We start from the raw sequence: 25199 nt of genomic DNA, 5'->3' as shown, positions 1-25199 counted from the left end.
GAGTCCCTCCGATGTTCGCGAACAGCAATCTGACGATCCGCTTCCTGGTCGGCGCCGTCGTCGCTGCATTATTGTTTCTGCTGGGCATCGGTGGCGGCACCGGCTTCATCGCGGTGCTTTATCTCAACAACGAGATCACCAGCCTGTCCTCGGACTTCGCGGCGCTGAGCGGCCCCGCGCGCGACCACGCGATGCAGACCTATCAGCAGGCGCAGGCTGCGTTCTCCTACTTCCTGGCCGCCTGCGGCGTGATCGCCGTCCTCGCCGCCGTGATCTGCCTCACCACCTGGTTCGCCGTGCGCAACGGCATCCTCAGTCCCCTGGCGGCGATCGTCCATGCGATGCGCGAGGTCGCCGACCAGAAGTTCGAGACGCCCGTTCCGGGTCTCGGGCGCACCAACGAGATCGGCCTGCTCGCCGGCGCGCTGGAGGTGTTCAAGACCAACGGCCTCGAGCGGCGCCACCTCACCGAGCGGCAGCTGCATGAAGCGCAGCACCAGGCCGAGCGATCGAAATTCCTGGATGACCGGATCAAGCGCTTCAACGATCTGGTCGCCAGCGTCGTCGACAGCGTGGCATCATCGGCGGTGCATCTGAAGAGCAATGCCGAGACGCTGTCGCGCACGGCCAACGACACCAGCACCAAGGCCAATGCGGTGGCGAGCGCCGCGAGCCAGGCCAGCGCCAGCGTGCAGACGGTCGCGGGTTCTGCGGGCGAGATGACCAATTCGATCGGCACGATCAGCCGCCGCGTCACGGACGCGACCCAGCGCGCCGAGGGCGCCGCGTCGCAGGCGGAGAAGAGCCGCGACACCATCCACACGCTATCGGATGCCGCCGACAAGATCGGCGAGGTTGTCCAGCTCGTGCAGGCGATCGCATCGCAGACCAATCTCCTGGCACTGAACGCCACCATCGAGGCGGCACGGGCAGGGGAGGCCGGCAAGGGCTTTGCGGTGGTCGCCTCCGAGGTGAAGAATCTGGCGCATCAGACCAGCAAGGCGACGGAGGAGATCACCTCGCACGTCGCCAGCATCCAGGGCATCACCGCGGAGACGCGCGGCGCGATCGACGGCATCTCCAACACGCTGTCGGAGATCTCGTCTATCATGTCCGGCATCGAGGTCGACACCGCCCAGCAGCGCAACGCCACGCAGGAGATCACGCGCAGCGCCCAGGACGCCGCGCGCGGCACCCTCGACGTCTCCAACCACATCGTCCAGATCACCTCGACTTCCGCGGAGACCGGCCGCATGGCCGCCGAGGCCAGGGATTCCGCGGTCGACCTGTCGCAGCAGGCTGAAACCCTGAAGCGCGAGGTCGACGAGTTCATCGCGAGCGTCAGAGCGAGCTGAGAGTGCCAAAACGCGCCGCCTGCGCCGTCCCGGGAACTCGGTTAAGTTCCTGTGAGATCACAATTTTCGCTGTGCGCTAAACTGCCGCATCCACCTCCTGCCTTCATTACGAAAGTTTAACCCCGCCGCCAGCGCACGGTAAGGCGGAAGACCCCATCTTCAGGTTCGCAAGGTGCTGGCATCCGGCACCGAATGGATTTCAAGGGCCTGGAGATTTCTGCATGAGCGACCGTATCGACCTCTCGAACCTCCCCTCCTACCGGCAACCGCGCCGGTCGGTGTTCTCCGCGCGCAAGTTCGCGCTGATGGCTTCGGTCGTCGCTGGTCTCGGTGCGGCCGTCTATGGCTTCAGCCCGTCGACCTCGCCGGCCGACCTGTTCTCGAGCCCGGCGCATGCGCAGGTCAATAACGAGGTTCGCAAGGTCGAACGTCCCATCGGCTTCGCCGACATCGTCGAGCGCGTAAAGCCCTCGGTGATCTCGGTGAAGGTCAACATCAAGGAGAAGACCGCGAGCAACGATGACGGCGATGATTCCTCCTCGCCGTTCCAGCCGGGCTCGCCGATGGAGCGCTTCTTCCGCCGCTTCGGCGGTCCGGATGGGTTTCCGGGCCTGAAGGGAGGCCGCGGCCGCGTCGTGCAAGGTCAGGGCTCCGGCTTCTTCATCTCGGCTGACGGCTATGCCGTGACCAACAACCACGTGGTCGATGGCGCCGACAAGGTCGAGGTCACCACCGACGACGGCAAGACCTACACCGCCAAGGTGATCGGCACCGACCAGCGCACCGACCTCGCCTTGATCAAGGTCGAGGGCTCCTCGAACTTCCCCTTCGCCAAGCTCGCCGACAGCAAGCCGCGGATCGGCGACTGGGTGCTTGCGGTCGGCAATCCGTTCGGCTTGGGCGGCACTGTGACCGCGGGCATCGTCTCGGCAAGCGGCCGCGACATCGGCAATGGCCCCTATGACGATTTCATCCAGATCGACGCGCCCGTGAACAAGGGCAATTCCGGCGGTCCGGCCTTCGACACGAATGGTGAGGTGATGGGCGTCAACACCGCGATCTACTCGCCCTCCGGCGGCAGCGTCGGCATCGCGTTCTCGATTCCCGCGAGCACCGTGAAGAGCGTGGTGGCCCAGCTCAAGGACAAGGGCTCGGTCAGCCGCGGCTGGATCGGCGTGCAGATCCAGCCGGTGACGTCCGACATCGCAGACAGCCTCGGCATGAAGAAGGCCGAAGGCGCGCTGGTGGCGGAGCCTCAGGCCAACGGTCCGGCCGCGAAGGCCGGCATCGAGTCCGGCGACGTGATCACGTCGGTCAACGGCGAGGCCGTCAAGGACGCCCGCGAGCTTGCCCGCACCATCGGCGGCATGGCCCCCGGCGCGACCGTGAAGCTCAACGTGCTGCACAAGGGCCAGGACAAGGTCATCAATCTTACCCTCGGTCAGCTGCCGAACACGGTCGAGGCCAAGGCCGACACCGACGATGACAGCAGCGGCAAGGGCGCCAACCGCGGCACCGACGTGCCCAGGCTCGGCATGACCGTTGCGCCCGCCAACTCCGTGGCCGGTGCCGGCAAGGAAGGCGTCGTGGTCACCCAGGTCGATCCGAAGAGCGCCGCGGCCGAACGCGGCTTCAAGGAAGGCGACGTGATTCTCGAAGTCGGCGGCAAGAGCGTCGCCACCGCCGGCGAGGTCCGCGATGCCATCAATACGGCGCGGACCGACAACAAGAACAGCGTCCTGATGCGCGTGAAGAGCGGCGGCCAGTCGCGCTTCGTCGCCGTGCCGATCGCCAAGGGATAAGCCTCAGGAGGCTTTTGAGATGAAGGGTGTCGGCCGGCATCAGTCGCCCCCGCCGCCGGCGCCCTTCGGGGAAGCAGCGTAACGTCCGCTTCCCCTGCCTACCTTCCGGTGGAATTACGCCCCCCTCCGTCGGAAGGCCTAGGGCGGTGGAGTCCCCCCAGCTTCACCGCCCGCCTTTTTCTCCGTGCCAGAGTCTCCCACTCGGCTTGCATGCGATTGCCGCTCGCGCCATGTTTAGAGAAGGTTGACCTCCTTGACCGCCGCCGAACGCACGATGCGCCTCCTCATCATTGAAGACGACCGCGAATCCGCCGATTACTTGGTGAAGGCGTTTCGCGAAGTCGGACACATTGCCGACCACGCCGCCGACGGCGAGGAAGGCCTCGCCATGGCCGAGAACGGCGATTACGACGTGCTGGTGGTCGACCGCATGCTGCCCAAGCGCGACGGCCTGTCCCTGATCGGCGCGCTGCGCGACAAGGGCAACACCACCCCGGTGCTGATTCTCTCCGCGCTCGGGCAGGTCGACGACCGCATCAAGGGGCTGCGCGCCGGCGGCGACGACTATCTGCCGAAGCCGTATTCCTTCGCCGAGCTCCTGGCCCGCGTCGAGGTGCTGTCGCGCCGCCGCGGCGGACCTGCCGAGGACACGCTCTACCGTGTCGGCGATCTCGAGCTCGACCGGCTCTCCCATCGGGTCGCCCGCGGCAAGGACGAGCTGACGCTGCAGCCGCGCGAATTCCGCCTGCTCGAATACCTGATGAAGCATGCCGGCCAGGTGGTGACACGCACCATGCTGCTCGAGAACGTCTGGGACTACCATTTCGATCCGCAGACCAACGTGATCGACGTGCACATCTCGCGGCTGCGCTCCAAGATCGACAAGGGCTTCGAGCGGCCGCTGCTGCACACGATCCGCGGCGCCGGCTACATGATCCGGGACGGGATCAGATAAGACACGGCATCTATGATCTCCGGACCCTACGCCCGGCGAGCGACTTGGCCGCCTCAGAGACGTACGCCGGTCGTGGCAAATGCGTGAGCGACGGGCTCCTGGACCCGATTCAACAGCATCATTCCCGCAGCCGCGATCACCAGGGACGCGACGCAGCCAAGAAGAAATGCCTTCATCCGCAGCCTCCCGCACCAAATATCCAATGTTTACGCGATATGGCCAGCCGCGCGCAACGCGTTGGTTGCATCAGGGCACAAGCGATTTCAAGGTCTTGAAGATCGGGTCGGCGGAGAACGCGTTGCCATCAGGCCAAGCGACTTGAGCGCGGCATGCAAGGCCAGTCTGTCGCGGCTCACCTGCCGGAACTCGCGCGGAGGCAACTCGTTTGGTCCGTGAACCGGAGGAGCGAACGTGAAATTGCTGACGACGAGTTTGTGCCTTGCAGCACTCTGCCTGTTTGGGAGCGCCTCCGCCCAGCCCGCGCAATCCAACTCATCTGCCGCGCAAACTGCTCCGGAGGAGAAGGGTCAGCCCCAACCGCAAGGCTGGACCGGTCCGATCAATACCGGTTCGGGTGGCGCGCCCGCCGAAAGTCCCCAGGGACAGAGTCCGCCGGGAATGCAGCCTGCGCCTGAAGGATCATCCAAGGCCACGACGGCACCAGCGAAGTAGATCGAATATTCATCTCCGCGGGCTGTTCTGGCAATCTCCAGGGCGTGAATGTGACCAGGGCGGGTGAGAGGCAATGAGGTTACCTTTCTGCGCAGTTGGTGCCGCAGTCCTGTGGGTCATTTCCCCAGTATCGGTATCGACTGTGCACGCTGACATGGCGGGACACGGCGGCCCGGTTCGGGCGCTCGCGATTTCTCCCGATGGGAACGGCCTATTGTCTGGCAGCTTCGATACGGCAGCCATTCGCTGGTCGCTGGCGACGGACACGGCGGAGCAAGTGCTGCGGTACCATGCGGATGCCGTCAACGCAGTCGCCTTTCTCAAGGACGGCCGCATCGTCACGGCCGGCGCCGATGCACGGATTGCTGTTTGGACGGCGGGCCGGCCGCAGCCGGAGCGAGTGTTCGAGGGACATGCCGGCCCAATCGTCGCGCTCGCGGTCTCTCCCGACGGCGCATATCTCGCATCGGCGTCATGGGATCGGACCGTGCGGTTGTGGGCGCTATCGGACGGGATCTCGCGCGTGCTGGAAGGGCATTCACAGAACGTCAACGGCGTCGCATTCTCGCCGAACGGCAAGTCACTCGTGAGCGTCGGCTATGATCTGACCTTGCGCATCTGGCACTTGCCGGACGGCAAGCCCGATATCGTGACCTTGCCTGCGCCGCTCAACGCTGTGGCCGTGGCGCCGGATGGCGAGATCATCACGGGGGCTGTCGATGGCATGCTGCGCATGCTGACTACGGACGGCAAGATCAGCGGCGAGGTTGCGGCCGGCACGACACCGGTGGTAGCCATGTCGATCTCGGCGGACGGTACGTTGATTGCTGCGGCCGGCATCGGCGGCACCGTTGCGATCGTCGACCGCAAGTCGCGCAGCCTGCTGCGTACGTTGATCGGGCCGGGGCTGCCGGTCTGGTCGGTAGCTTTCCTTTCAGATCGCGAGACGCTGATCACGGGTGGTGCGGACGGCAAGATACGACGCTGGAATGCGCGCACGGGCGATCCGATCACTGTCCCGTCCGGCAAATCCGCCGATCCGCTCGCGGCCTATGCCGGCGACCACGGCGCGGAGGTGTTCCGCGCGTGCGTTGCCTGTCACACGTTGTCGCAAGATGAGGTTCAGCGTGCGGGACCGACGCTTGCGGGACTGTATGGCCGCAGGATCGCATCGCTCCCGGGTTATCGCTTTTCCGACGCGCTGAAGACGATGGACATCGTCTGGACGCCGGAGACGGTCGCAAAGCTGTTCGAAGTCGGACCGAACAGCTATACGCCCGGGACGAAGATGCCGGAGCAGCGCATCGGTTCAGCCGAGGACCGCCGTGCATTGACCGACTTCCTTGGCCGCGCAACGTCGCGATAGCCGCCTTTCAGATCGACTCCCAATTGTCCATCGGAAGATCCCTCATCTCCGGATGCTGCTTCAGTATCTGAATGACGTCGATGGTGGGATGCTCCTTCAGTGCTTCGGCAACGCAGTGATTGACGTATTTCCGGCGCGACAGCCAGGCGATCTTCTTGCCCTTGGCTTCGGCCTTGCAGGCGATGATCGCCTGCTTCACGGCGATCTTCTGCGCCTTGGTGAGGGGAGGAGCGGCGGCTTCGGCCGATCCGCCGGCGAGAGCAACCGAGATCATGCACGTCGACAGAGCTGCGATGAAACGAGACATGGTGATGCTTCCTTGGTTTTCGACCCCGCGAAATTATCCGTCGTTGTTCTTGGCCTCGCGCTGGCGCAGATAGTCGTCCGTGGTGCGCGGCGGCGTTCGTTCGGGAACTCCCTTGAACGGATCGAATTGCTGTTCGCTCGTGACGATGACGCGGCAGTCGGCGCACATCCTGAGCGTCTCGATTCGCTTGTCGCCCGCGGGATACATCCAGTGGCGGCCTTCGAGCTTGGCTGCGATGCGATCGATCGTGCTCTTCACGCCGAAAGCCGTGCCGCACCGGACGCAGAGTGCGGGCTCCTCTTCCTTGAGGGTGACGGCGGACGCGCGGGTCGCGCGGAAATCGATCTGCGGCTTGAGGCTGATGACTTTCTCCGGACAGGTGCTCTGGCACAGGCCACATTGCACGCAGGCGTCCTCGATGAATTTCAGCACCGGGCGGTCGGGATCGTCGCGAAGCGCGCCGGTCGGGCAGGCCGAGACGCAGGAGAGGCACAGCGTGCAGCCGTCCGTATCGACCGTGATCGCTCCGATCGGTGCTCCCGGCGGCAACGCAATCACGGCGACAGGAGTTGGCGCCAGGCGGTGCAGCTCGCTCAGTCCAAATCGCAAGAGGTCGCGCCGCTTGCCGACTGTCTTGAAGGTCGCGGGCGTTGCGACGGAGGCGAGCCGGCCGATCTCCGTCAGATGCGCGCTGAGCGCATCCGGATCGTCCGTTTCGATGGTGGCGAGGCGGCGGCCTGCAAATCCGAGGCCGCCGAGGATCGCCTCGGCCATGCCGATCGTCTGCAACAATCCCGTCACGTCGTGGCGCGGCTTTGCCCGCAGCAGGAACCTCACCGCCGATGCGCCATAGGCAAACGCGCCGATGATAGCCTCCAGTCCGAGTTGCGTGAGCTCGTTGACGGCGAAGGGAAGCACGTTCGCCGGCAGGCCGTCGCCATGTCGGGCGAGCGCCTCGATCAGGGGAGTGCCATGCGGGCTGTCATGAAAGAGCAGCACGGCATCCGTGCCACCGGCCGCATGGTAGGCGAGCAGCATGGCTCGAATTTGATGGAGCTGCGTGTCGGCGGGCGGCAGCGTGTAGGACGCCGCGCCGGTCGGGCAGGCGGCGGCGCATTGGCCGCAACCGGCGCAAATGTTGGGATCGATTGCGACATGATTGCCGGCGGGCGTGATCGCCCCGGTGGGGCAGAGGTCGAGGCACCGATGGCACCCCGTGCGCTTCGAGCGCGAATGCGCGCAAAGACTGGGCGTGACATCGATATATTTTGGTCTGTCGAAGCTGCCGACGAGGTCGCGCGCGCTCAGCACGGCGCGCAGCATCGCCGCGGGATCATCCGGATCGGCGCGAAGGTAGCCGTCGCGCAGCTCGTGGGCAGGAAAGAGCGGCGTGCCGGCGGAAAGATCGAGCACGATGTCGCAGCGCGAGGTTACCCCACTCCGCGGCGCGTCCAGCATGAAGCGATCGCGCGAGGAGGGGCGAGGACGCGCATAGTCGTCGATTGCAAGCTCGAAGGCGCCGAAATGCCCCTTCGCGGAGCGGATCGTGCCCGTCACGATCGGGAAGACCGTCGCAGCGGGCGGCATCATCTCGCCGATCTGCTTCAGCATCACCGTGACGTCGAGGTGGTCGGCAAGCAGGCGGCCGGCCTCGATCGCGGCCTCGTCGCGCCCGTAGATCAGGACCACGCCTTTGCTCGACAAGGTGACGAGTGGATAGTCCGGCACCGGGATTGCCGCCGATGCGAGCAGGGCAGCCATCTTTGCTCCGGCGTGGACGCCGTCCCGGGACCATCCCGCCGTTTCGCGGATGTTGACGAAGCTGATCGGATCAGGCCGTTCGCCGGCCTCCTCCGCGAACTGCGTTGCCTGTTGCGTGCAAGCGACCGTCAGCGCGCGTTCGGTCGCGGCGATCTTGCGGAAGTGATCGAGCTCGGCACCGCAGAGATGGCGGAAGCTCCTGATGTCGCTGTTGGAACATCCGCGCTTGATCGCGGCCATGTCGAGCTGCATCGTGTCTTCGCACGAGCAGATCAGGACGGTCTTCGATGGCTGCTCCAGGTTGATCCCTCCGCCATTCGGGCGACGGCGGACTCGCGCCGGCCCTTCGCCTCGTATAGACATTATCGATCGGGAAGAAAAGGAAAGCGGAGGACGACCTGCCGTCGACCCCCATCAGCGAACTGTCCGTGGCGGAACCGATCCACCTGCCGCCGCCGTTCACCTTGGTGCGGCTACGCGAGAGTGGCGACGCTTTTGCCCATGCATGCCGCATTGCACAGGAGAGCGGCGCCGGGACGCTCGTCTATGTCGGCCGCTTTGACCTCGCTGAGTTCGCGGTGGTGCTCGAGCCGGCCGAGCCGTTACGCAGCGCACGGCGCGCGTTCTACGCCGGCATGGTCGCCCTCACCGATGCTCTGCGCGCCTACGCGCCGCCCAGCAAGCCCATCACGATCGGCTGGCCGGATGCCGTCAGGATCGACGGAGGCCTGATTGGCGGCGGTCGCTTGGGATGGCCTGTCGCGGCCCCTGAGGAGGAGGCGCCGCCATGGCTGGTGTTCGGCGCGATGATCCGGACGGTGACGATGAACGACGAGCCGGGTGTCCACCCGCTTGCCTCTGCGCTCGACCAGGAGGGCTTTGGCGAGGCCGGCGCGGCGCAGATCACGGAGAGTTTTGCCCGGCACCTGATGCTGGCATTCGACGGCTGGCGCGCGGACGGCTTTGACGGCGTTGCGCGCGAATATCTCTCCCGGATGCCGCGCGAACGGCAGACCGTCCAGCGCATCGACGATCGCGGCGATCTCCTCGCGCGCCGGATTGGGGCGGACGCAATCGAACGTCGCGACCTCGTGCGGGCGCTCGCGACCCCATCCTGGCTCGATCCGGCACTTGGAGGGCCGCGGCTGTGAAGCTCCTGCGTACCATCGCGCTCGATCCCTCCGACACGTTCGTGTTTGACGTGGCGGCAGAACCAGGCGAATGGGCCGTTTCCGGAGCTTTCCGCTTCTGGGATTGCGACGTTGCGTCGCTCGAGGGCAAGGCCCGTGCGGCGTTTCGCGGCGGTTTTCTCGGGGTGCAATCCTGGGGCTGGTCGACGCTGGCGCAGATCGTTCCAGCGACCGAGACTGATTACCACGGCCTGGTCGATCTCCTCGCCAGGCAACTCGTCGATTGCTTCGGTGCGCCGGACGTGACGACCGCGAGGGCGGCGGCCGAAGACGAGGTGGCGTTCGCGCAATCGCTTTGCAGCCATCCGATCGGTTCGCTTGTTGCTGTGCACCGGGTCGTGAACGAGGGCGAGGTCCGGGAGTCTTTCCGCCGGCTGCAGCTTCGCGAGGGGCAGCGGCACGGCAAGGCGTTCTCGTTCATGGAAATGGAGGATGAGCTGGAGCCTGACGACAGTCTCAGGCTTGCGGATCTCGGCCGGGGACCAGCCGTCAGATGAACGATTTCTGGTTCGCCTGCGGCCATCATCTGCTCGATCTCGACGAGAGCGGCGGGCTGCGCGTCACCGACGAGTTCCTCAAGGCCTATTTCGCCCGTCCCGAGCTGATGCCGCCGGAGGATGCGTGCCCGATCGAACGCCGCCTGCACCGCGAACTGCTCGCCAATCCGCGTCAGGCGGTCGGTGCGGACGAAATTGCAGGGATTGTTGATCCCGACGCGCGGGAGAACTGGCAGTTCATGCTGGCGTTTCGCGACCTGCTGTTGCGGCATCCGACGCTCGAAGCCGCTTATCTTGCGTCCGTGCGATCCGGGGCGAGTGACCTGCCGCCGTTGTTCGTCAACCAGCTCGTGCACGTCATCCTGCGCAATGCGCTCGACGGCTGTGACGATCCGTTCGTGCTGCGCGCGGCCGAGCTGTTCTTCCGGATCCAGCGGGTCCTGCCGCATGAACAAGCCGTGCTGCTCGGCGACGAGGAAATCGTCGGCGGCCGCAATCCGACCCCGGTTCTCTCCCTGATGTCGATGCTGGGGGCCACCACGGACGCGGTGGTCGACGTGTTGAGTGAAGAGAATGCCGGGGCATATTGGCAGCGCAGCGACCAGTTCGATATGGCCCTCGACCTCTCGGCCGGCGGCCGCGGACCGGCCGCGCTGGCGCAGGCGATGACGCGCTGGATCGCCCACCTGCTCGGCATCGACGTCATGATCGAGCCGATGCGCGCCCTGCAGGGCGAAAGGCTCACTTGGTACGTCGGGCTCGATGCCGACTCCACGCGGCTCGGCGACTGCCTCTGGCACGGCGAGGAGCTCGACCAGCGCAGCGCCGACCGGGTGCTCGCCCTGTTCCGGCTGACCTTTACGGATTCAAGCCGCGCGCTTGACGATGTCAGGGATGAGCCCGTCTACCTGATCTTGTCTATGACGGCGGACCAGAAGCTCCGGTTGAAGCCGCAGAATTTGCTGACGGGGCTGCCGGTGAAGGGGCTGGAGATGGCGACATGAGCCCTGCGGCGCGCCCCTTGTTGTCCATTGCGGTCGGTGTCGTGGTCGAGCGGCGGAAAGCGGATTCGCCCTGGGTGGATTTCGTCTGGCGTGGAATCGCCGTCCTGCCGGACGAGCCGGCCACACACCCTTGGACCGTGCTTCGCGAGCAGGACGGCTCAACCCTGTTCTACGCCGGACGTGCGACCGTGGATCTCTATCCCTCCGAGACGGCGCGCTATCGGGAGAATCTCGCCTCTGGCAATCCGAGCATATGGACCGTGCTGTCGCCGTCGGAAGGCGCCTGGCCCTATACCGTCGCCGCGGTGACCGCTGATCCCGCGGAGGGCGAGGGCTTTACCGAAGCTGCCGACAATCTTGTCGAGGCCGTGCCGATGCCGGAGGTGCTGCGCGCGGCAATTGAAAGCTTCGTGGCCGAGCACCATGTCGAGCGGGAATTCGTCAAGCGCAAGCGGCGCCGTGCCGACCCGGAGGCGCTGGCGCGCCGCGAACACGAGGGCGGACAGGAATGAGTGAGGAGGATTTCCTTGCCCGTTGGTCCCGCCGCAAGCGCGAGTCGCGAGCGGAGCCGGCGAACCCTGCTGCCGCGCAATCCGCGCCGCCGCCCGAGGTCAAGGACGACGCAAACGAGCTCGATCTGTCGAGCCTGCCGTCGATCGACGAAATCGATGCCGCGACCGACATCACCACGTTCCTGCGCAAGGGTATTCCACAGGACTTGAGCCGTGCGGCTCTTCGCCGCGCTTGGGCGGCTGATCCGGCCATCCGCGACTTCGTCGGTCTTGCGGAGAATGCCTGGGACTTCAACGATCCGACCGCGATGCCGGGGTTTGGGCCATTGGATTGCTCCTCGGAGGAACTGGCCGCACTGGTCGACCGCATCGTCGGCGGCGTGCGCGAGGCAGTGCAGTCTTCCCCCGAAACGTCGCTCGAAACAGCGGATTCTTCCGCGGAATTTCATCAAGCCGAGGCCTGCGAGCCGTCCGATGTTACGGAGCCGCCGCCTGAGACGGAATGCCCAAAAATCCCTGTTGCAGTGCAACCGGCGGTGGCGGAGGAGTTTGTGGATCTTGTCGAGCCTGTCAGGCCGCGCACGCATGGTGGTGCACTGCCGCGCTGAACAATATACCAAAGGCTATAGGCTCCGGCTATGGGCGCGATTGACGGTCCGTGGAACCAAGACTACCCTTGCTCTAGTGCTTTGTAAGCACTGACAATAATCAGCAGACGGGACTCTTGGATGGGAGGTCCACGTGCGTGATGATGGGCTTGAGCGCGCGATCGATGCCGCAGGCGGCATCGCCCAGCTTGCGCGCAAAATAGGCATCAGTCAGCCCTCCGTCTCGACCTGGACCCGCGTGCCTGCACAACGGGTGATTGCAGTCGAAAGCGCCACCGGCGTTCCTCGCAACGACCTGCGGCCCGATCTCTATGCACAGGCCGTGCCCGCAGAGCCCATCGACCCCGTCGATGCAGCGCGCGGGCAGGAATATGCGTTGCTGGCGACGTTGCTGTGCGCGCCGCCGTCGAAACGATTGCTCGAGCAGCTTGCGGCATTGACTGGCGACGCAACGCCGCTCGGACACGCGCATGCGGCGCTGGCCGACGCTGCCGCGAGTGCGGTTCCAAGTCAGGTCGAGCGGGAATATTTCGATCTGTTTGTCGGGCTCGGCCGCGGCGAATTGCTTCCCTACGCGTCCTACTATCTCACCGGGTTTCTCAACGAACGGCCGCTGTCGCGCCTGCGCGCAGACATGGCTGCGCTCGGCATCGAGCGGATTGCCAACAATTCCGAGCCCGAGGATCACGCCGCGATCCTGTGCGAGATCATGTCTGGCCTCGCCGACGGTTGCCTGGATGCCTCGCCCGAGGCTCAGCGCGCCTTCTTCGACAAGCACGTGTCGCCCTGGATGGGGCGGCTCTTCGCCGACATGGAGAGCGCAGATCATGCGCGTTTTTATCGGGCGGTTGGTGCGCTCGGCCGCACCTTCATCGAGATCGAGACGGAAGCATTCACATTCGCCAATTGATCGACGCGCGTCGGTCCGGGAGAGATGCGATGAATGAGGAGACGAAAGCCAAGGTCGGGCGCCGCGACTTCCTTCGCCAGGTCGGTATCGGCACGGTCGGCGCCGGCGCGACGCTTGCGACGCCGTTGGTCGGCTCCGCGCAGGCGGACAGCGAGAACAACGATGAGAAGCGCAAGGCGCGCTACAAGGAATCCGATCACGTGAAGGCGTACTACCGCGTCAACCGTTACCCGGCCTGAGAGGGAGGCTGCCCGTGCTTATCAAGCGAACACACCAGCGTTCCGATCGCCGCGGTTCCGTCGCCGAAGCCCTTGCGGGGCAGGGCGGGGGACTTGATCGTCGCACCTTCCTGCGCAGGTCGGGCCTCGCCGGCGGCGCTCTCGCCGCGCTGGGGACCATGCCGGTCGGCAGCGTCCGCAAGGGTGAAGCGGCCGTTGCCGGCCCGCTTGCCGCCGGTGCCGTCGTCAAGAAGAGCATCTGCACGCATTGTGCGGTGGGCTGCACGGTCACCGCGGAAGTTCTCAACGGAGTCTGGATCGGGCAGGAGCCGAGCTGGGATTCCCCGATCAACCGCGGCTCGCATTGCGCCAAGGGCGCTTCGGTCCGCGAGCTCGTGCACAGCGATCGCCGTCTGCGCTATCCGATGAAGCTCGTGAACGGGCAATGGACGCGCGTGTCGTGGGACACGGCGGTGAACGAGATCGGCGACAAGCTGCTCCAGGTTCGCGAGCAGTCGGGCAGCGATTCCGTCTATTGGCTCGGCTCGGCCAAGATGACCAACGAGGGCTCCTACCTTTTCCGCAAGCTCGGGGCCTTCTGGGGGACCAACAACACCGACCATCAGGCTCGCATCTGCCACTCCACCACCGTCACCGGCGTCGCCAACACCTGGGGCTATGGGGCGATGACGAACAGCATCAACGATATGCGCAACTCCAAGACGATGCTGTTCATCGGCAGCAACGCAGCGGAAGCGCATCCCGTCAGCATGCAGCACCTGCTCGAATCCAAGGAGCTCAACAAGGCGAACTTCATCGTCTTCGATCCGCGCCTGACCCGCACCGCGGCCCATGCCACCGAATATGTCCGCATCCGCCCGGGCACGGACATTCCCGTGCTCTATGGCATGATGTGGCACATCCTGAAGAATGGCTGGGAAGACAAGGAGTTCATCGCGCAACGCGTCTATGGCTTCGACGATTTGCGCAAGGAAGTCGAGAAATGGAATCCGCAGGAGGTCGAACGCGTAACCGGCGTGCCCGCGGCTCAGCTCGAACGCGTTGCCAAGATGTTTGCCACGCAAAAGCCGGCGACCATCATCTGGTGCATGGGCCAGACCCAGCACACAGTCGGGACCGCCAATGTGCGGGCGAGCTGTATCGCCCTGCTGATGACCGGCAACATCGGAAAGTCCGGCGCTGGCGCCAACATCTTGCGCGGCCATGACAACGTGCAGGGCGCGACCGATGTCGGTCTCGATATCGTGACTCTGCCATTCTACTACGGCCTCGCGGAGGGCGCCTGGAAGCACTGGTCGCGGGTTTGGGAGGTGGATTACGACTATCTGGTCTCCCGCTTCGACGAGAAGAAACAGATGGAGACGCCAGGCATCCCGCTGACGCGCTGGTTCGATGCCGCGCTGTTGCCGAAGGCGGATGTCGCCCAGAAGGACAACGTCAAGGCCGTCTTCGTTCAAGGCCACGCCAGCAACAGCATCACCCGCATTCCGGAATCGATGAAGGGTCTGAAGGCGCTGGACTTGCTGGTGATCGCGGATCCGCACCCGACGACCTGGGCGGCTCTGGCTGTGGAGGCGGGACGAAAGGACGGCGTTTACATCCTGCCGGTGGCGACGCAGTTCGAATGCGCGGGATCGCGCGTCGCTTCCAATCGCTCGATGCAGTGGGGCGAGCAGATCGTCAAGCCGATCTTCGAGTCCAAGGACGATCTCGAGATCATCTATCTGATGGCGAAGAAGTTCGGCTTCGCCGACAAGATGTTCAAGAACATCAAGGTCGAGAACAATCTTCCGGTCGCCGAGGACGTGCTGCGCGAGATCAACCGTGGAAGCTGGTCGACCGGCTATTGCGGGCAGTCGCCCGAGCGGATCAAGGCGCACATGAAGAACCAGAACAAGTTCGATCTGGTGACGATGCGCGCGCCCAAGGACGATCCGGAAGTCGGCGGCGACTATTACGGTCTGCCGTGGCCGTGCTGGGGCTCGCCGGAGGTGAAGCATCCGGGATCCCCGTTGCTCTACAACAACAATCTGCATGTGATGGACGGCGGCGGCGCGTTCCGGCCCCGGTTCGGCATCGAACGCGAGGAAAAGCTGCCGGACGGCACGACCCGGAAAGTCAGCCTGCTTGCCGACAAGTCCTTTTCCAAGGGCTCGGAGATCGAGGACGGCTACCCCGAATTCACGCTGGCGAGCCTGAAGAAGCTCGGTTGGGCCAAGGATCTCACCGACGCTGAAATGGCAACCATCCAGAGGGTCAATCCGGCCAACCCGGATGTGGTCTCCTGGGCGACGGACCTCTCGGGCGGCATCCAGCGCGTCGCGCTGAAGCACGGCTGCGTGCCCTTCGGCAACGGCAAGGCGCGCATGAATGCGTTCGGTCTGCCGGACCCGATCCCGGTGCACCGCGAACCGATCTATACGCCGCGCGTCGACCTCGTCGAAAAATATCCGACCCTGCCGGACGCGAGGCAGTTCCGTCTGCCCAATATCGGCTTCTCGGTCCAGAAGGCGGCGGTCGAGAAGGGGATCGCGAAGCAGTTTCCGCTCATCCTCTCCTCGGGCCGGCTGGTGGAGTATGAGGGCGGAGGCGAGGAGACGCGCACCAACCCGTGGCTTGCCGAATTGCAGCAGGACATGTTCATCGAGATCAGTCCGGCCGACGCCGCCGATCGCGGCATCAAGGACGGCAGCTGGGTCTGGGTGAGCGGCGCCGAGAATAACTCGCGGGCCAGGATGAAGGCGCTCGTGACCGAACGGGTCGGCAAGGGCGTTGCCTGGATGCCGTTCCATTTCGGCGGCTGGCTCGGCGGCGCCGATCTGCGCAAGAACTATCCGGCCGGCACCGATCCGATCGTGCTGGGCGAGAGCGCCAACACGATCACGAGCTACGGCTACGATCCCGCAACGGGCATGCAGGAGCCGAAGGTCACGCTTTGTCAGATCGTCGCGGCTTGAGGGAGCAACGAACATGGCTCGGATGAAATTTCTCTGCGACGCTGACCGCTGCATCGAATGCAACGCTTGCGTCACCGCCTGCAAGAACGAGCACGAGGTGCCCTGGGGCATCAACCGCCGCCGCGTCGTCACCATCAATGACGGCAAGCCCGGCGAGCGCTCGATCTCGATGGCCTGCATGCATTGCACCGACGCGCCTTGCGCGGCGGTGTGCCCGGTGAACTGCTTCTACACCACGGCGGATGCCGTGGTGCTGCACTCCAAGGACCTCTGCATCGGTTGCGGCTATTGCTTCTACGCCTGTCCGTTCGGCGCGCCGCAATACCCGAAGGTCGGCAATTTCGGCTCGCGCGGCAAGATGGACAAATGCACCTATTGCGCCGGCGGCCCCGAAGCTGACGGCAGCAAGGAGGAGTACGAGAAATACGGCGCGAACCGGCTGGCCGAAGGCAAGCTGCCGCTCTGCGCGGAAATGTGCTCGACCAAGTCGTTGCTAGCCGGCGACGGCGAGATCATCGCTCAGATCTACAAGGAGCGTGTCATGAAGCGCGGCTACGGCTCGGGCGCATGGGGCTGGAAGACCGCCTATCGCGAGACGATCGAATCCTGACGCGGCAACAGAAGGGCGCGCAATTACCGGGGAGGACGTGATGGCGTCATTAGGAAGGTTCATTCGCCTGGCTGTCGGCATTTGCACGCTGCTTCTCGTGGTGATGGCGGCGCCCGCGACGGCCCAGCAGGTCAATCCGACGGCTAGCTCGGTCAAGGAGCAGCAGCTTCTGCAGGAGCTGAACCGGATCCAAGGGCGCGTCAGCATCCCGGATCAGCGGTCCGGCGTTCTCGAACAGCCACAGGGGCGGGAATGGCGGGAATTCCGCAATGTGACGCTGCGTTGGATCGGCGGCATTGCCATCCTCGGCATGATCGCCCTGATCATGATCTTCTACCTGACCCGCGGCATGGTTCGACTGGAAAGCGGCCGATCGGGCCGCACCATCGTTCGCTTCAACGGTTTCGAGCGCTTTGTGCACTGGATGACGGCAAGCTGCTTCATCATCCTGGCGGTCTCCGGCCTCAACATCACCTTCGGCCGGCCGCTGCTTTTGCCGCTGATCGGTTTCGAGGCCTTCTCCGAATGGTCGCAATGGGCGAAATACGCCCATAATTATCTGAGCTTCCCGTTCACGCTTGGGGTCGTCCTGATCTTCCTGATGTGGATCGGCGGTAACATTCCCAGCAAGGTGGATATCGAATGGGCGAAGCGCGGCGGCGGCCTGATCGGGCATGACCATCCGCCGGCCTACCGCTTCAATGGCGGCCAGAAAATGATCTATTGGATCGTCGTGATCGGCGGCGGGCTCGTCGCGACGAGCGGCTATGCGCTGATGTTCCCATTCTACGGCACGGGAATCGAGGGCATGCAAATGGCCCAGATCGTCCACTCCACCGTCGCGGTCCTGTTCATCGCGGCGATGATCGCGCACATCTATATCGGCACCATCGGAATGGAAGGTGCATTCGAGGCCATGGGCTCGGGCGAAGTCGACGTCAACTGGGCCCGCGAGCACCATAGCCTCTGGCTCGACAAGCAAAAGGCACGAACCGGTCCAAACGATGGACAGCCTCAACCTGCGACCGCGGCGGCCGAGTAACGCGAAGAGCCCGAAAGAGGACGGTCCGCTCTATTGGGCCGCTTCTTTCGCAAACAAGACCGAGCGATCCTGCATCTGTTGTTCGGGAAGCTTGTTGGCCTGACCTGTCTGCAGCTCCTGGATGGACGGCATGGCAGTCCGATCGTCATGGAACAGCGCATGTGATCTGAGCACGCTGGTGGCTGCACCAGCGAGAAGCAAGGTTACAATGAGCAAAAGCATGAGGCGTTTCATGCGCATCTCCGTCTGCCATGCCCATCCGACACCATGGATACACGCAGATTGCCTCACGAGATGTGTGCCACCTCACAGTCGACAGTTCCGAGGTCGTCCAGCGACGTCAGGGTATGAGCGAAGAAGCGGGATGAACTGAGAATATCGAGGGGTATTAGGAAACTCGCTGACAGTCTTGGCGCGGAGCCCGCCTCATCCGATGGCAAGACTATCTGATGTGTGGTAGGGGGAATCTCACCTGGATGAATCCATCCCCGATGAGGAAGGGTGTTCAAGCTTGCAAGTCGCCGCCTTCCCGTCCGACCGAGCTGAAGAGATCCTCGTGTCGGCTTCCAGGCTCTTTGCCCGCCATAGCTATGCGAATGTGACGATGGAGCAGGTCGCAGCATCGGTTCGATCGGTGCCGGGAGCGCTGTACCACTACTTCCGCGACAAGGAAGACCTGATCTTTCACTGCTACCTGCGCGGCCTTGCCATCTACAGGCATGAAATCGAGACCGCGGCCGAGCCCGGGATCGACGGGCTCGAAATCGTCAGGCGCTTCATACGAGCCCGGCTGCGGCCTGAAGGCCAGCGCATGATCCTGTTCTCCGACATCGATGCACTGGCTGCCTCCTACAGCAACGACGTGCACGCCAGGCGCTGGCAGAATGCCGCGCTGCTCGCCGACATTCTGAAGCGCGGCGTTGCCGACGGCTCGATAGCCTGCGAGGAGCCGCTGCTTACGGCCGTCGCCCTCATTTCCATTCTGGATTGGGTTCCGTTCTGGTTCTCCGACCGCGACTATTATTCGCGCCAGCAGGCGATTGATGCCATCGACGACATCATCACGCATGGAGTCTATCGGCGTGAAATCGCCTTGCCGGACATGCCCGAAGCGCCGAGCCTGGCGCCGTTTCTCCAGTCCCGCTCGAAATTGAACAAGCGCGCGGCGAAGCTGGACAGGATGCTCTCGATCGCCTCCGACAGTTTCAATCGAAGGGGCGCGTCCGGCACGTCGCTCGAGAGCATCGCGGGGGAGGCGGGCATGACGCGGGCCGGCATCTACTATCATTTCCGCGAGAAGGAAGGCCTCTTGCTGGCTTGCTTGCGAAGAGGCCTGGCCGGTGAGATCGGCATTCGAGAGTATTTGCAGGACCTCGGCCTCGGGGCATTCGACTACGTCGTTCAGAGAGTGCGCCTGCTATTGATGCTGCACGACACTCCTTGCGGCCCCAAGGCGACTTACCACAACATCAATTATCTCAACGACGTCGACCGCAAGCACTATGTCGGACAGGTGCTTGCGACGATCCGGCAGGACCAGAGAAATCATCAGCGCTGGATCGACGCGGGATACTTCCGCAGCGTCGACACTTACTTCGCCGAACGCGTTCTGACTGGAATGGGACACTGGTACCCGATCTGGTTCAGGGGCGAGCGGAGCTGGTCTCCGATGCAGATTGCCGATCATTTTTCGCGGCTATTCCTCGCGGGGCTCAAGCCCCGTCGCTGGGTGGTATAAAGCAACCAATCAGAGGACCCTGGTCGCGCTCTTCATCTTTCCGGACTTCATGTCTGCCGCAGATCGAGATGTCTGCCGCAGATCGAGCGCGGCTTTTCGTCTCAAAAAGTTGCCTGTGAATTCAATATGGCGGACGGGCGCGGCAATCTGCACGCTTACGCCACAATTATTTCTTGCACCAAAACTTTACACAGTATTCAATGTTGGAGTAGCGAAAGGTGGCGCGACCGACGTTGTGAGTCCGCTTCGATCGCCAAGGAACAAGAACATGCAAACGGGAGAAGCCAGGGATGCATAGGCTCGTAATTGCTGCGGCGGCAGCGCTGACGATGGTCGGCGGAGCAGCATTCGCGCAGGAAACCATCAAGTTCGGTTACATCGATCCGCTGTCCGGCGGTGGCGCCAGTGTCGGTGAAGGCGGTCTGAAGACGTTCCAGTATCTCGCCGACGAGATCAACGCCAAGGGTGGCATCCTGGGCCGCAAGATCGAGATCCTGCCGCTCGACAACAAAACCAACCCGCAGGAAAGCCTGGTTCAGGCGCAGAAGGCGATCGACGCCGGCGCCCGCTTCATCACGCAGGGCAACGGCTCGTCGGTCGCCGCAGCGCTGTCCGACTTCGTGACCAAGAACAACACGCGCAATCCCGGCAAGGAAGTGCTCTACTTCAACTACGCCGCCGTCGATCCGAGCCTGACCAACGAAAAGTGCAGCTACTGGCATTTCCGCTGGGACGCCAGCTCCGACATCAAGATGGAGGCGCTCACCAGCTATATGAAGGATATCGCCGCGATCAAGAAGGTGTATCTGATCAACCAGGACTACTCCTTCGGCCAGTCGGTGCGCGCCGACGCGCGCAAGATGCTAGGCGCCAAGCGTCCCGACATCCAAATCGTCGGTGACGAATTGCATCCGCTGCTGAAGATCACCGACTTCTCGCCATACGTCGCCAAGATCAAGGCTTCGGGCGCCGACAGCGTCGTGACCGGCAACTGGGGTCAGGACATCGCACTGCTGCTCAAAGCTGCTGCGGATGCCGGCCTGAAGGTCAATTGGTACACCTACTATGCCGGCGGCGCTGGCGGTCCGACCGCGATCAAGCAGACCGGTCTCGATCATCAGGTGTTCCAGATCACCGAAGGCTTCGCCAATTCTGGCCATCAGCCGGCGATGGACTTCGAAAAGGCTTTCCGCGCCAAGGTCAACATGTCGCTGTGGTATCCGCGTGCGGTCAACGAGATGCGCATGTTCAAGGCCGCGGCCGAGAAGGCCAACTCGCTCGACCCCGTGAAGGTCGCAGCGGCCCTCGAGGACCTCAAGTTCGAGGTGCTGGATGGTGGAGAGGGCGTCATGCGCAAGGACGATCATCAGTTCTTCCAGCCGATCTACATCTCCTCCTTCGGCAAGCTCGCTGCAAACGAGCCGTTCGACGAGGAAGGCACCGGCTGGGGATGGCACCTGGTTTCCAAGGTCGACACCTCCAAGACGATGGTTCCCACAACCTGCAAGATGACCCGGCCGTAAGCTGGACCAGCTTTGCCTTCCCGCGGCCGGCAGCGGTTCGCGGGAAGGTCGCTGGTGGGGGTGGACCGACGAGCTTGCCGGCTTTTCTGTGCCGGCCATAGGTGTGAATATCGTGCTTGAACTGATCGTCATATCGACACTGAACGGTCTGCTGTTCGGCATGCTGCTGTTCCTGCTGTCGAGCGGCCTGACCGTCATCTTCAGCATGATGGGCGTGCTCAACTTCGCCCATGCCAGCTTCTACATGCTCGGCGCGTTCTTCGGCTATCAGCTCACGAAATGGATTGGCTTCTGGCCGGCGCTGCTGCTGGCACCGCTGCTGGTCGGCGCGATCGGCATGGCGGTCGAGCGCTACGGCCTGCGCAATACCCACAAGCACGGCCATGTGGCGGAGCTGCTCCTGACATTCGGTCTTGCATTCGCGATCGAAGAAATCGTGGCGATGATGTGGGGCAGGAGTCCCGTCGACTATCGCGTGCCGGCGCTGCTCGACTTTCCGGCCTTCACGATCTTTTCGACGAATTATCCCGCCTACAAGATCTTCATGCTGGCCGTGTCGATCCTGATCTTCGTCGTGCTGCTGATGGTGCTCAAGCGCACGCGGGTCGGCCTGATCGTTCAAGCCGCGCTGACGCATCCCCACATGGTGGGGCATCTCGGTCACAACGTCGGACGCATATTCATGCTGGTGTTCGGCGTCGGCAGCGCGCTGGCGGGAATCGCCGGGGTGATCGCCGGTCCGGCGCTGGTGACGCAGTCCGATATGGCCGCGGCGCTGGGACCGATCCTGTTCGTGGTCATCGTGTTCGGCGGCCTCGGCTCCTTGCCCGGCGCCTTCATCGCCTCGCTGGTCATCGGCCTGATACAGACCTTTGCGGTGGCGCTGAACGGTTCGCTGGCGAGCGCCTTCGGTCCGCTCGATCCGTCGGCAGGGCCGTCTGTGCTCACCGACATCTGGAACGTCACCATCGCCCAGGTGGCGCCGATCGTGCCCTACCTGCTGCTGGTGATCATCCTGATCGTACGCCCCATGGGCCTGATGGGGACGCGCGAAACATGAACGCCAAAACGACATCGACATCGACGATCGCAGAGAAGCCGGCGGCCGACGGCCTGCGTTTCTACGGCATATGGCTTGCCGGGATCGCCGTGCTGATCGTGCTGCCGCTGATTTTCTCCTCCGGCGGCTCGCTGACGTCCTTCAGCCTGATCGGCATCGCAATCGTGTTCGCGCTGTCCTACAACATCCTGCTCGGCCAGACCGGCCTCTTGTCGTTCGGCCATGCGGTCCATTACGGCCTCGGCGGCTTCGCCGCGTGCCACATGATGAATGCGGTGGTCTCGCACGGCTGGCCGATCCCGTTGCCGTTCATCCCACTGTTCGGTGGGCTCGGCGGCCTGGTTTTCGCGATCATCATCGGCTGGCTGATGACCAAGCGGGCCGGCACAGTGTTCTCGATGATCTCGCTCGGCATTGCCGAGCTGGTGGCGTCCTCCTCGCTCATCCTGCGATCGGTGTTTGGCGGCGAATCCGGGATTTCGACCGACCGCACCGCTTTGCCGAAGCTTCTCGGCTTGAGTTTCGGCCCGCAGCTTCAGGTCTATTATCTCATCGCGTTCTGGCTGGTGATCTCGGCCATCGCGATGTATGCGCTGACGAGGACCCCGCTGGGGCGGATCAGCAATGCGGTGCGGGACAACCCCGAGCGCGTCCAGTTCATCGGCTATGACCCGCACGTGGTCCGCTATATCGCCTTCTGTTTTGCAGGGTTCTTCGCCGGTGTGGCAGGGGGATTGGCTGCGATCAACTTCGAGATCGCCAACGCCGCCTATCTCGGCGCGATCCAATCCGGCCTCGTGCTGTTCTCGACCTTCATTGGTGGCGTCGCCTTTTTCTTCGGACCCATCCTGGGTGCAATCCTCGTGACCTATCTTCAGCTCGGGCTGACCAGCGTCACTGGCGTGTGGCAACTCTATTTCGGCATCATCTTCATCGGCATCGTGATGCTGTCCCCCGGCGGCATCGCAGGGCTGGTCATGATGCACCGGCCGCTGGTTCGCGCTGGAACTCTGCCGACAGTGGTCCCTTCCTATCTGCTCGCGGCGGTGCCAACCATGGCACTGGCTTGCGGCGTGATCCTGACGATCGAATCGATCGCGCGCACGCATAGCGGCCAGGGCAACCCGATCAACCTGTTCGGCATTGCGTTCGATCCGGCGTCGCCGATGACGTGGGCGAGTGCGGCGGTCCTCGTCGCCGGCGGCTTCTTCGTCGCGCGCCTGAGCTGGCGGCGGGTCGGCGATGCCTGGGACCGCGCGGCGACGGTCGCACGCGACCGGGGGTATTTGGCATGACGGCAGCGATCGAAGTCCGCGCTGTCGAAAAGCGCTTTGGCAATGTCGGCATCATCCGCGATCTCAATCTCAGCGTCGCGCAAGGTGAGCGTCACGCCATCATCGGTCCGAACGGTGCCGGCAAGTCGACGACGTTCAATCTCATCAGCGGTCATATCAAGCCCACCTCGGGCGAGGTGAGGCTGAACGGCGATGTGATCTCCGGGATGAGGCCGTTCGAGATCAACCGGCGTGGCCTGTCGCGGTCGTTCCAGGTCACCAACGTGTTCGCGCGAATGTCGGTGTGGGAAAACGTCCGTTGTGCCGTGCTGTGGGCGACCGGTCACCGTTACGCCTTCTGGAAGAACGTCGATAGCCTGCCGGAAGTGCGCGAGCGGACCGCCCAAATCCTCGATGACATCCATCTGACCCATCGGCGCGATGTTCCGGCCGGCTTGTTGACCTACGCCGAGCAGCGTGAGCTCGAGATCGGCATCACCATCGCCAGCGGTGCGACCGTCGTGATGCTGGACGAACCGACGGCGGGCATGAGTCACGCCGAGACCGACCGCGCGGTGTCGCTGATCCGGCGCCTGACCGAGGGCAAGACCCTGGTCATCGTCGAGCACGACATGAGTGTCGTGTTCGGCCTGGCCGACCGCATTTCGGTGCTGGTCTACGGCCACATCATCGCTTCCGGCACGCCGGAGGAGATCAGGCGCGACCCGAAGGTCAAGGAAGCCTATCTCGGCGAGGAGGCGCACTGATGCTCGAGGTCAGGGACCTGCACGCCTATTACGGCAAGAGCCACATTCTCCAAGGTGTCGATCTCGACGTTGCCGCGGGCGAGGTCGTCAGCCTACTCGGCCGCAACGGCGTCGGACGTTCGACCACGGTCAAGGCGATCATGGGCGAGGTTGCTCCGCAAGGCACGATCCGCTTCAAAGGCAAGGGCATTGCCGGGCTGCCGAGCTACAGGATCGCGCGTCTCGGTCTCGGCTATGTGCCGGAGCATCGGGACATCTTTCCGAGTCTGACGGTCCGCCAGAATCTGCTCCTCGGCATCAAGGATACGCGACGCCCCGGCAAATGGCAGCTTCAGGACATGCTCGACATGTTTCCCAATCTGGCCGCGCGGGCCGATACGCCTGCAGGGGTGCTGTCGGGCGGCGAGAAGCAAATGCTCACGACTTGCCGGACCCTGATGGGGGATCCCGATCTCATCATGATCGACGAGCCCACCGAAGGTCTTGCCCCGTTGATCGTACAGCAGGTCGGCGATCTCATCGCCCGCATTGCGCAGGCCGGCGTCGCGATTCTGCTCGTCGAGCAGAAGCTGTCGATTGCGATGAAGATCTCCAACCGCGTCTACGTCATGGGGCACGGTCGTGTAGTCTTCGAAGGTACGCCCGAGCAATTGAGGTCAAACAGCAGCGTTCGCGCGCAATGGCTCGAAGTGTGAGGGCGCGCCCCGGTATCGCGCATGCCATGTAGGACCCAGATCCAGGTATCCGGGACGGGGACCAACGTCCGGGTGAAGGCCGACGGTGGAGTCGGGTAGCTTCCGGCCGGACGAAATCTCATCGGTGGCCTGCCGAGGTGTCTTAAGCCGGCGGATTTGACGGCATTGCGCTCGATGCGGCCGACGGAACGGCTGATGTTCCTCGGCGTGGTCGGGAGGGAAGGCCCAGAGCCGATCACGGCTTCCGCAGGCTTCCCCAGCTCCATGGACCGAGCTTGCGGGGAATTAACTTGGTTCCGATCGGGTGCCCCTTTAACGTTCCTCGTCCGCTTATCACCCGTCGTCACGGATCCTC

General features: G+C 63.8%; 23 protein-coding genes. 20 read left to right on the top strand and 3 right to left on the bottom strand.

The window, feature by feature from the left end; translation table 11 throughout:
• Nucleotides 1-11 precede the first annotated feature (11 nt).
• The 4 genes from P6U31_RS24045 to P6U31_RS24030 all read left to right on the top strand — a co-directional run bounded on the left by P6U31_RS24045 (nucleotide 12) and on the right by P6U31_RS24030 (nucleotide 6150).
• Nucleotides 12-1355, top strand: a complete 1344-nt coding sequence (locus P6U31_RS24045) for a methyl-accepting chemotaxis protein (RefSeq protein WP_407184250.1) — start codon at nucleotides 12-14, stop codon at nucleotides 1353-1355.
• Nucleotides 1356-1576: 221 nt separating this feature from the next.
• Nucleotides 1577-3157 carry a Do family serine endopeptidase gene (locus tag P6U31_RS24040; RefSeq protein ID WP_407184249.1) on the top strand — a complete coding sequence of 527 codons (1581 nt, stop codon included), beginning with the start codon at nucleotides 1577-1579 and terminating at the stop codon, nucleotides 3155-3157.
• Nucleotides 3158-3431: 274 nt separating this feature from the next.
• Nucleotides 3432-4112 carry a response regulator transcription factor gene (locus tag P6U31_RS24035; RefSeq protein WP_247275851.1) on the top strand — a complete coding sequence of 227 codons (681 nt, stop codon included), beginning with the start codon at nucleotides 3432-3434 and terminating at the stop codon, nucleotides 4110-4112.
• A gap of 745 nt (nucleotides 4113-4857) precedes the next feature.
• Nucleotides 4858-6150, top strand: coding sequence for a c-type cytochrome (locus P6U31_RS24030; RefSeq protein WP_407184248.1), 1293 nt, complete (start codon nucleotides 4858-4860; stop codon nucleotides 6148-6150).
• A gap of 7 nt (nucleotides 6151-6157) precedes the next feature.
• Here P6U31_RS24030 and P6U31_RS24025 read toward each other — a convergent pair whose 3' ends face one another.
• Together P6U31_RS24025 and P6U31_RS24020 are read right to left on the bottom strand one after the other, a co-directional pair.
• Nucleotides 6158-6457, bottom strand: coding sequence for a hypothetical protein (locus tag P6U31_RS24025; RefSeq protein WP_407184247.1), 300 nt, complete (start codon nucleotides 6455-6457; stop codon nucleotides 6158-6160).
• A 33-nt stretch (nucleotides 6458-6490) separates the two neighbouring features.
• Entirely contained in the window at nucleotides 6491-8470 is a 1980-nt protein-coding gene (locus P6U31_RS24020; protein WP_407184246.1) for a 4Fe-4S binding protein, read from the bottom strand.
• A 176-nt stretch (nucleotides 8471-8646) separates the two neighbouring features.
• Here P6U31_RS24020 and P6U31_RS24015 point away from each other — a divergent pair, with 176 nt between their 5' ends.
• The 10 genes from P6U31_RS24015 (at nucleotide 8647) to P6U31_RS23970 (ending at nucleotide 17787) form a co-directional block, all read left to right on the top strand.
• Complete coding sequence (locus tag P6U31_RS24015; RefSeq protein WP_407184245.1) at nucleotides 8647-9369, top strand: biotin/lipoate--protein ligase family protein; 723 nt, start codon at nucleotides 8647-8649, stop codon at nucleotides 9367-9369.
• A complete protein-coding gene (locus tag P6U31_RS24010) occupies nucleotides 9366-9905 on the top strand; it encodes a DUF6505 family protein (protein WP_407184244.1) in 540 nt (179 codons plus the stop codon). Before P6U31_RS24015 ends, P6U31_RS24010 begins: the two co-directional genes overlap by 4 nt.
• Entirely contained in the window at nucleotides 9902-10909 is a 1008-nt protein-coding gene (locus tag P6U31_RS24005; RefSeq protein ID WP_407184243.1) for a DUF6352 family protein, read from the top strand. Before P6U31_RS24010 ends, P6U31_RS24005 begins: the two co-directional genes overlap by 4 nt.
• Nucleotides 10906-11421 (top strand): DUF3305 domain-containing protein, encoded by a 516-nt coding sequence (locus tag P6U31_RS24000; RefSeq protein WP_407184242.1) that lies wholly within the window; start codon nucleotides 10906-10908, stop codon nucleotides 11419-11421. The genes P6U31_RS24005 and P6U31_RS24000 overlap by 4 nt, the downstream gene beginning before the upstream one ends.
• On the top strand, nucleotides 11418-12029 hold the full coding sequence (locus tag P6U31_RS23995) for a DUF3306 domain-containing protein (protein ID WP_407184241.1): 612 nt from the start codon (nucleotides 11418-11420) through the stop codon (nucleotides 12027-12029). Before P6U31_RS24000 ends, P6U31_RS23995 begins: the two co-directional genes overlap by 4 nt.
• Nucleotides 12030-12162: 133 nt before the next feature.
• Entirely contained in the window at nucleotides 12163-12939 is a 777-nt protein-coding gene (locus P6U31_RS23990) for a molecular chaperone TorD family protein (protein ID WP_407184240.1), read from the top strand.
• A 29-nt stretch (nucleotides 12940-12968) separates the two neighbouring features.
• Nucleotides 12969-13178: a twin-arginine translocation signal domain-containing protein gene (locus tag P6U31_RS23985; RefSeq protein WP_407184239.1), complete on the top strand. Its 210-nt coding sequence runs from the start codon at nucleotides 12969-12971 to the stop codon at nucleotides 13176-13178.
• A 14-nt stretch (nucleotides 13179-13192) separates the two neighbouring features.
• Nucleotides 13193-16135 carry a formate dehydrogenase subunit alpha gene (locus P6U31_RS23980; protein WP_407184238.1) on the top strand — a complete coding sequence of 981 codons (2943 nt, stop codon included), beginning with the start codon at nucleotides 13193-13195 and terminating at the stop codon, nucleotides 16133-16135.
• Nucleotides 16136-16148: 13 nt separating this feature from the next.
• A complete protein-coding gene (fdh3B, locus tag P6U31_RS23975) occupies nucleotides 16149-16745 on the top strand; it encodes a formate dehydrogenase FDH3 subunit beta (protein WP_027571966.1) in 597 nt (198 codons plus the stop codon).
• Between the two features lie 40 nt (nucleotides 16746-16785).
• Nucleotides 16786-17787 (top strand): formate dehydrogenase subunit gamma, encoded by a 1002-nt coding sequence (locus tag P6U31_RS23970; RefSeq protein WP_407184237.1) that lies wholly within the window; start codon nucleotides 16786-16788, stop codon nucleotides 17785-17787.
• A 30-nt stretch (nucleotides 17788-17817) separates the two neighbouring features.
• Here the strand turns inward: P6U31_RS23970 and P6U31_RS23965 are convergent, their stop codons facing one another.
• The gene (locus P6U31_RS23965) at nucleotides 17818-18021 is read right to left on the bottom strand and encodes a hypothetical protein (RefSeq protein ID WP_407184236.1); all 204 of its coding nucleotides are present in this window, start codon (nucleotides 18019-18021) and stop codon (nucleotides 17818-17820) included.
• 322 nt (nucleotides 18022-18343) lie between these two features.
• Between P6U31_RS23965 and P6U31_RS23960 the strand changes: the two genes are divergently transcribed.
• The 6 genes from P6U31_RS23960 (at nucleotide 18344) to P6U31_RS23935 (ending at nucleotide 24844) form a co-directional block, all read left to right on the top strand.
• Entirely contained in the window at nucleotides 18344-19525 is a 1182-nt protein-coding gene (locus P6U31_RS23960) for a TetR family transcriptional regulator (RefSeq protein WP_407184235.1), read from the top strand.
• A gap of 290 nt (nucleotides 19526-19815) precedes the next feature.
• Nucleotides 19816-21048, top strand: coding sequence for a branched-chain amino acid ABC transporter substrate-binding protein (locus P6U31_RS23955; RefSeq protein WP_407184234.1), 1233 nt, complete (start codon nucleotides 19816-19818; stop codon nucleotides 21046-21048).
• 112 nt (nucleotides 21049-21160) lie between these two features.
• Nucleotides 21161-22108: a branched-chain amino acid ABC transporter permease gene (locus tag P6U31_RS23950; RefSeq protein WP_128924743.1), complete on the top strand. Its 948-nt coding sequence runs from the start codon at nucleotides 21161-21163 to the stop codon at nucleotides 22106-22108.
• On the top strand, nucleotides 22105-23403 hold the full coding sequence (locus tag P6U31_RS23945; protein ID WP_407184233.1) for a branched-chain amino acid ABC transporter permease: 1299 nt from the start codon (nucleotides 22105-22107) through the stop codon (nucleotides 23401-23403). Before P6U31_RS23950 ends, P6U31_RS23945 begins: the two co-directional genes overlap by 4 nt.
• On the top strand, nucleotides 23400-24149 hold the full coding sequence (locus P6U31_RS23940; RefSeq protein ID WP_128924745.1) for an ABC transporter ATP-binding protein: 750 nt from the start codon (nucleotides 23400-23402) through the stop codon (nucleotides 24147-24149). The genes P6U31_RS23945 and P6U31_RS23940 overlap by 4 nt, the downstream gene beginning before the upstream one ends.
• On the top strand, nucleotides 24149-24844 hold the full coding sequence (locus tag P6U31_RS23935; protein WP_407184232.1) for an ABC transporter ATP-binding protein: 696 nt from the start codon (nucleotides 24149-24151) through the stop codon (nucleotides 24842-24844). The genes P6U31_RS23940 and P6U31_RS23935 overlap by 1 nt, the downstream gene beginning before the upstream one ends.
• The last annotated feature ends 355 nt before the right edge of the window (nucleotides 24845-25199 follow it).

The organism is Bradyrhizobium centrosematis (assembly GCF_045571495.1).
Lineage (GTDB): Bacteria > Pseudomonadota > Alphaproteobacteria > Rhizobiales > Xanthobacteraceae > Bradyrhizobium > Bradyrhizobium centrosematis.
Note: the sequence above shows the minus strand (reverse complement) of the source record. Positions and strands in the feature narration are given on the sequence as shown.

Excerpts from the sequence above, each read along its gene's own strand:
- P6U31_RS24045 (WP_407184250.1), top strand. The coding sequence starts at position 12 with ATGTTCGCGAACAGCAATCTGACGATCCGCTTCCTGGTCGGCGCCGTC.
- P6U31_RS24040 (WP_407184249.1), top strand. The coding sequence starts at position 1,577 with ATGAGCGACCGTATCGACCTCTCGAACCTCCCCTCCTACCGGCAACCG.
- P6U31_RS24035 (WP_247275851.1), top strand. The coding sequence starts at position 3,432 with ATGCGCCTCCTCATCATTGAAGACGACCGCGAATCCGCCGATTACTTG.
- P6U31_RS24030 (WP_407184248.1), top strand. The coding sequence starts at position 4,858 with ATGAGGTTACCTTTCTGCGCAGTTGGTGCCGCAGTCCTGTGGGTCATT.
- P6U31_RS24025 (WP_407184247.1), bottom strand. The coding sequence starts at position 6,457 with ATGTCTCGTTTCATCGCAGCTCTGTCGACGTGCATGATCTCGGTTGCT.
- P6U31_RS24020 (WP_407184246.1), bottom strand. The coding sequence starts at position 8,470 with ATGCAGCTCGACATGGCCGCGATCAAGCGCGGATGTTCCAACAGCGAC.
- P6U31_RS24005 (WP_407184243.1), top strand. The coding sequence starts at position 9,902 with ATGAACGATTTCTGGTTCGCCTGCGGCCATCATCTGCTCGATCTCGAC.
- P6U31_RS24000 (WP_407184242.1), top strand. The coding sequence starts at position 10,906 with ATGAGCCCTGCGGCGCGCCCCTTGTTGTCCATTGCGGTCGGTGTCGTG.
- P6U31_RS23995 (WP_407184241.1), top strand. The coding sequence starts at position 11,418 with ATGAGTGAGGAGGATTTCCTTGCCCGTTGGTCCCGCCGCAAGCGCGAG.
- P6U31_RS23985 (WP_407184239.1), top strand. The coding sequence starts at position 12,969 with ATGAATGAGGAGACGAAAGCCAAGGTCGGGCGCCGCGACTTCCTTCGC.
- fdh3B (WP_027571966.1), top strand. The coding sequence starts at position 16,149 with ATGGCTCGGATGAAATTTCTCTGCGACGCTGACCGCTGCATCGAATGC.
- P6U31_RS23970 (WP_407184237.1), top strand. The coding sequence starts at position 16,786 with ATGGCGTCATTAGGAAGGTTCATTCGCCTGGCTGTCGGCATTTGCACG.
- P6U31_RS23965 (WP_407184236.1), bottom strand. The coding sequence starts at position 18,021 with ATGAAACGCCTCATGCTTTTGCTCATTGTAACCTTGCTTCTCGCTGGT.
- P6U31_RS23955 (WP_407184234.1), top strand. The coding sequence starts at position 19,816 with ATGCATAGGCTCGTAATTGCTGCGGCGGCAGCGCTGACGATGGTCGGC.
- P6U31_RS23945 (WP_407184233.1), top strand. The coding sequence starts at position 22,105 with ATGAACGCCAAAACGACATCGACATCGACGATCGCAGAGAAGCCGGCG.
- P6U31_RS23940 (WP_128924745.1), top strand. The coding sequence starts at position 23,400 with ATGACGGCAGCGATCGAAGTCCGCGCTGTCGAAAAGCGCTTTGGCAAT.
- P6U31_RS23935 (WP_407184232.1), top strand. The coding sequence starts at position 24,149 with ATGCTCGAGGTCAGGGACCTGCACGCCTATTACGGCAAGAGCCACATT.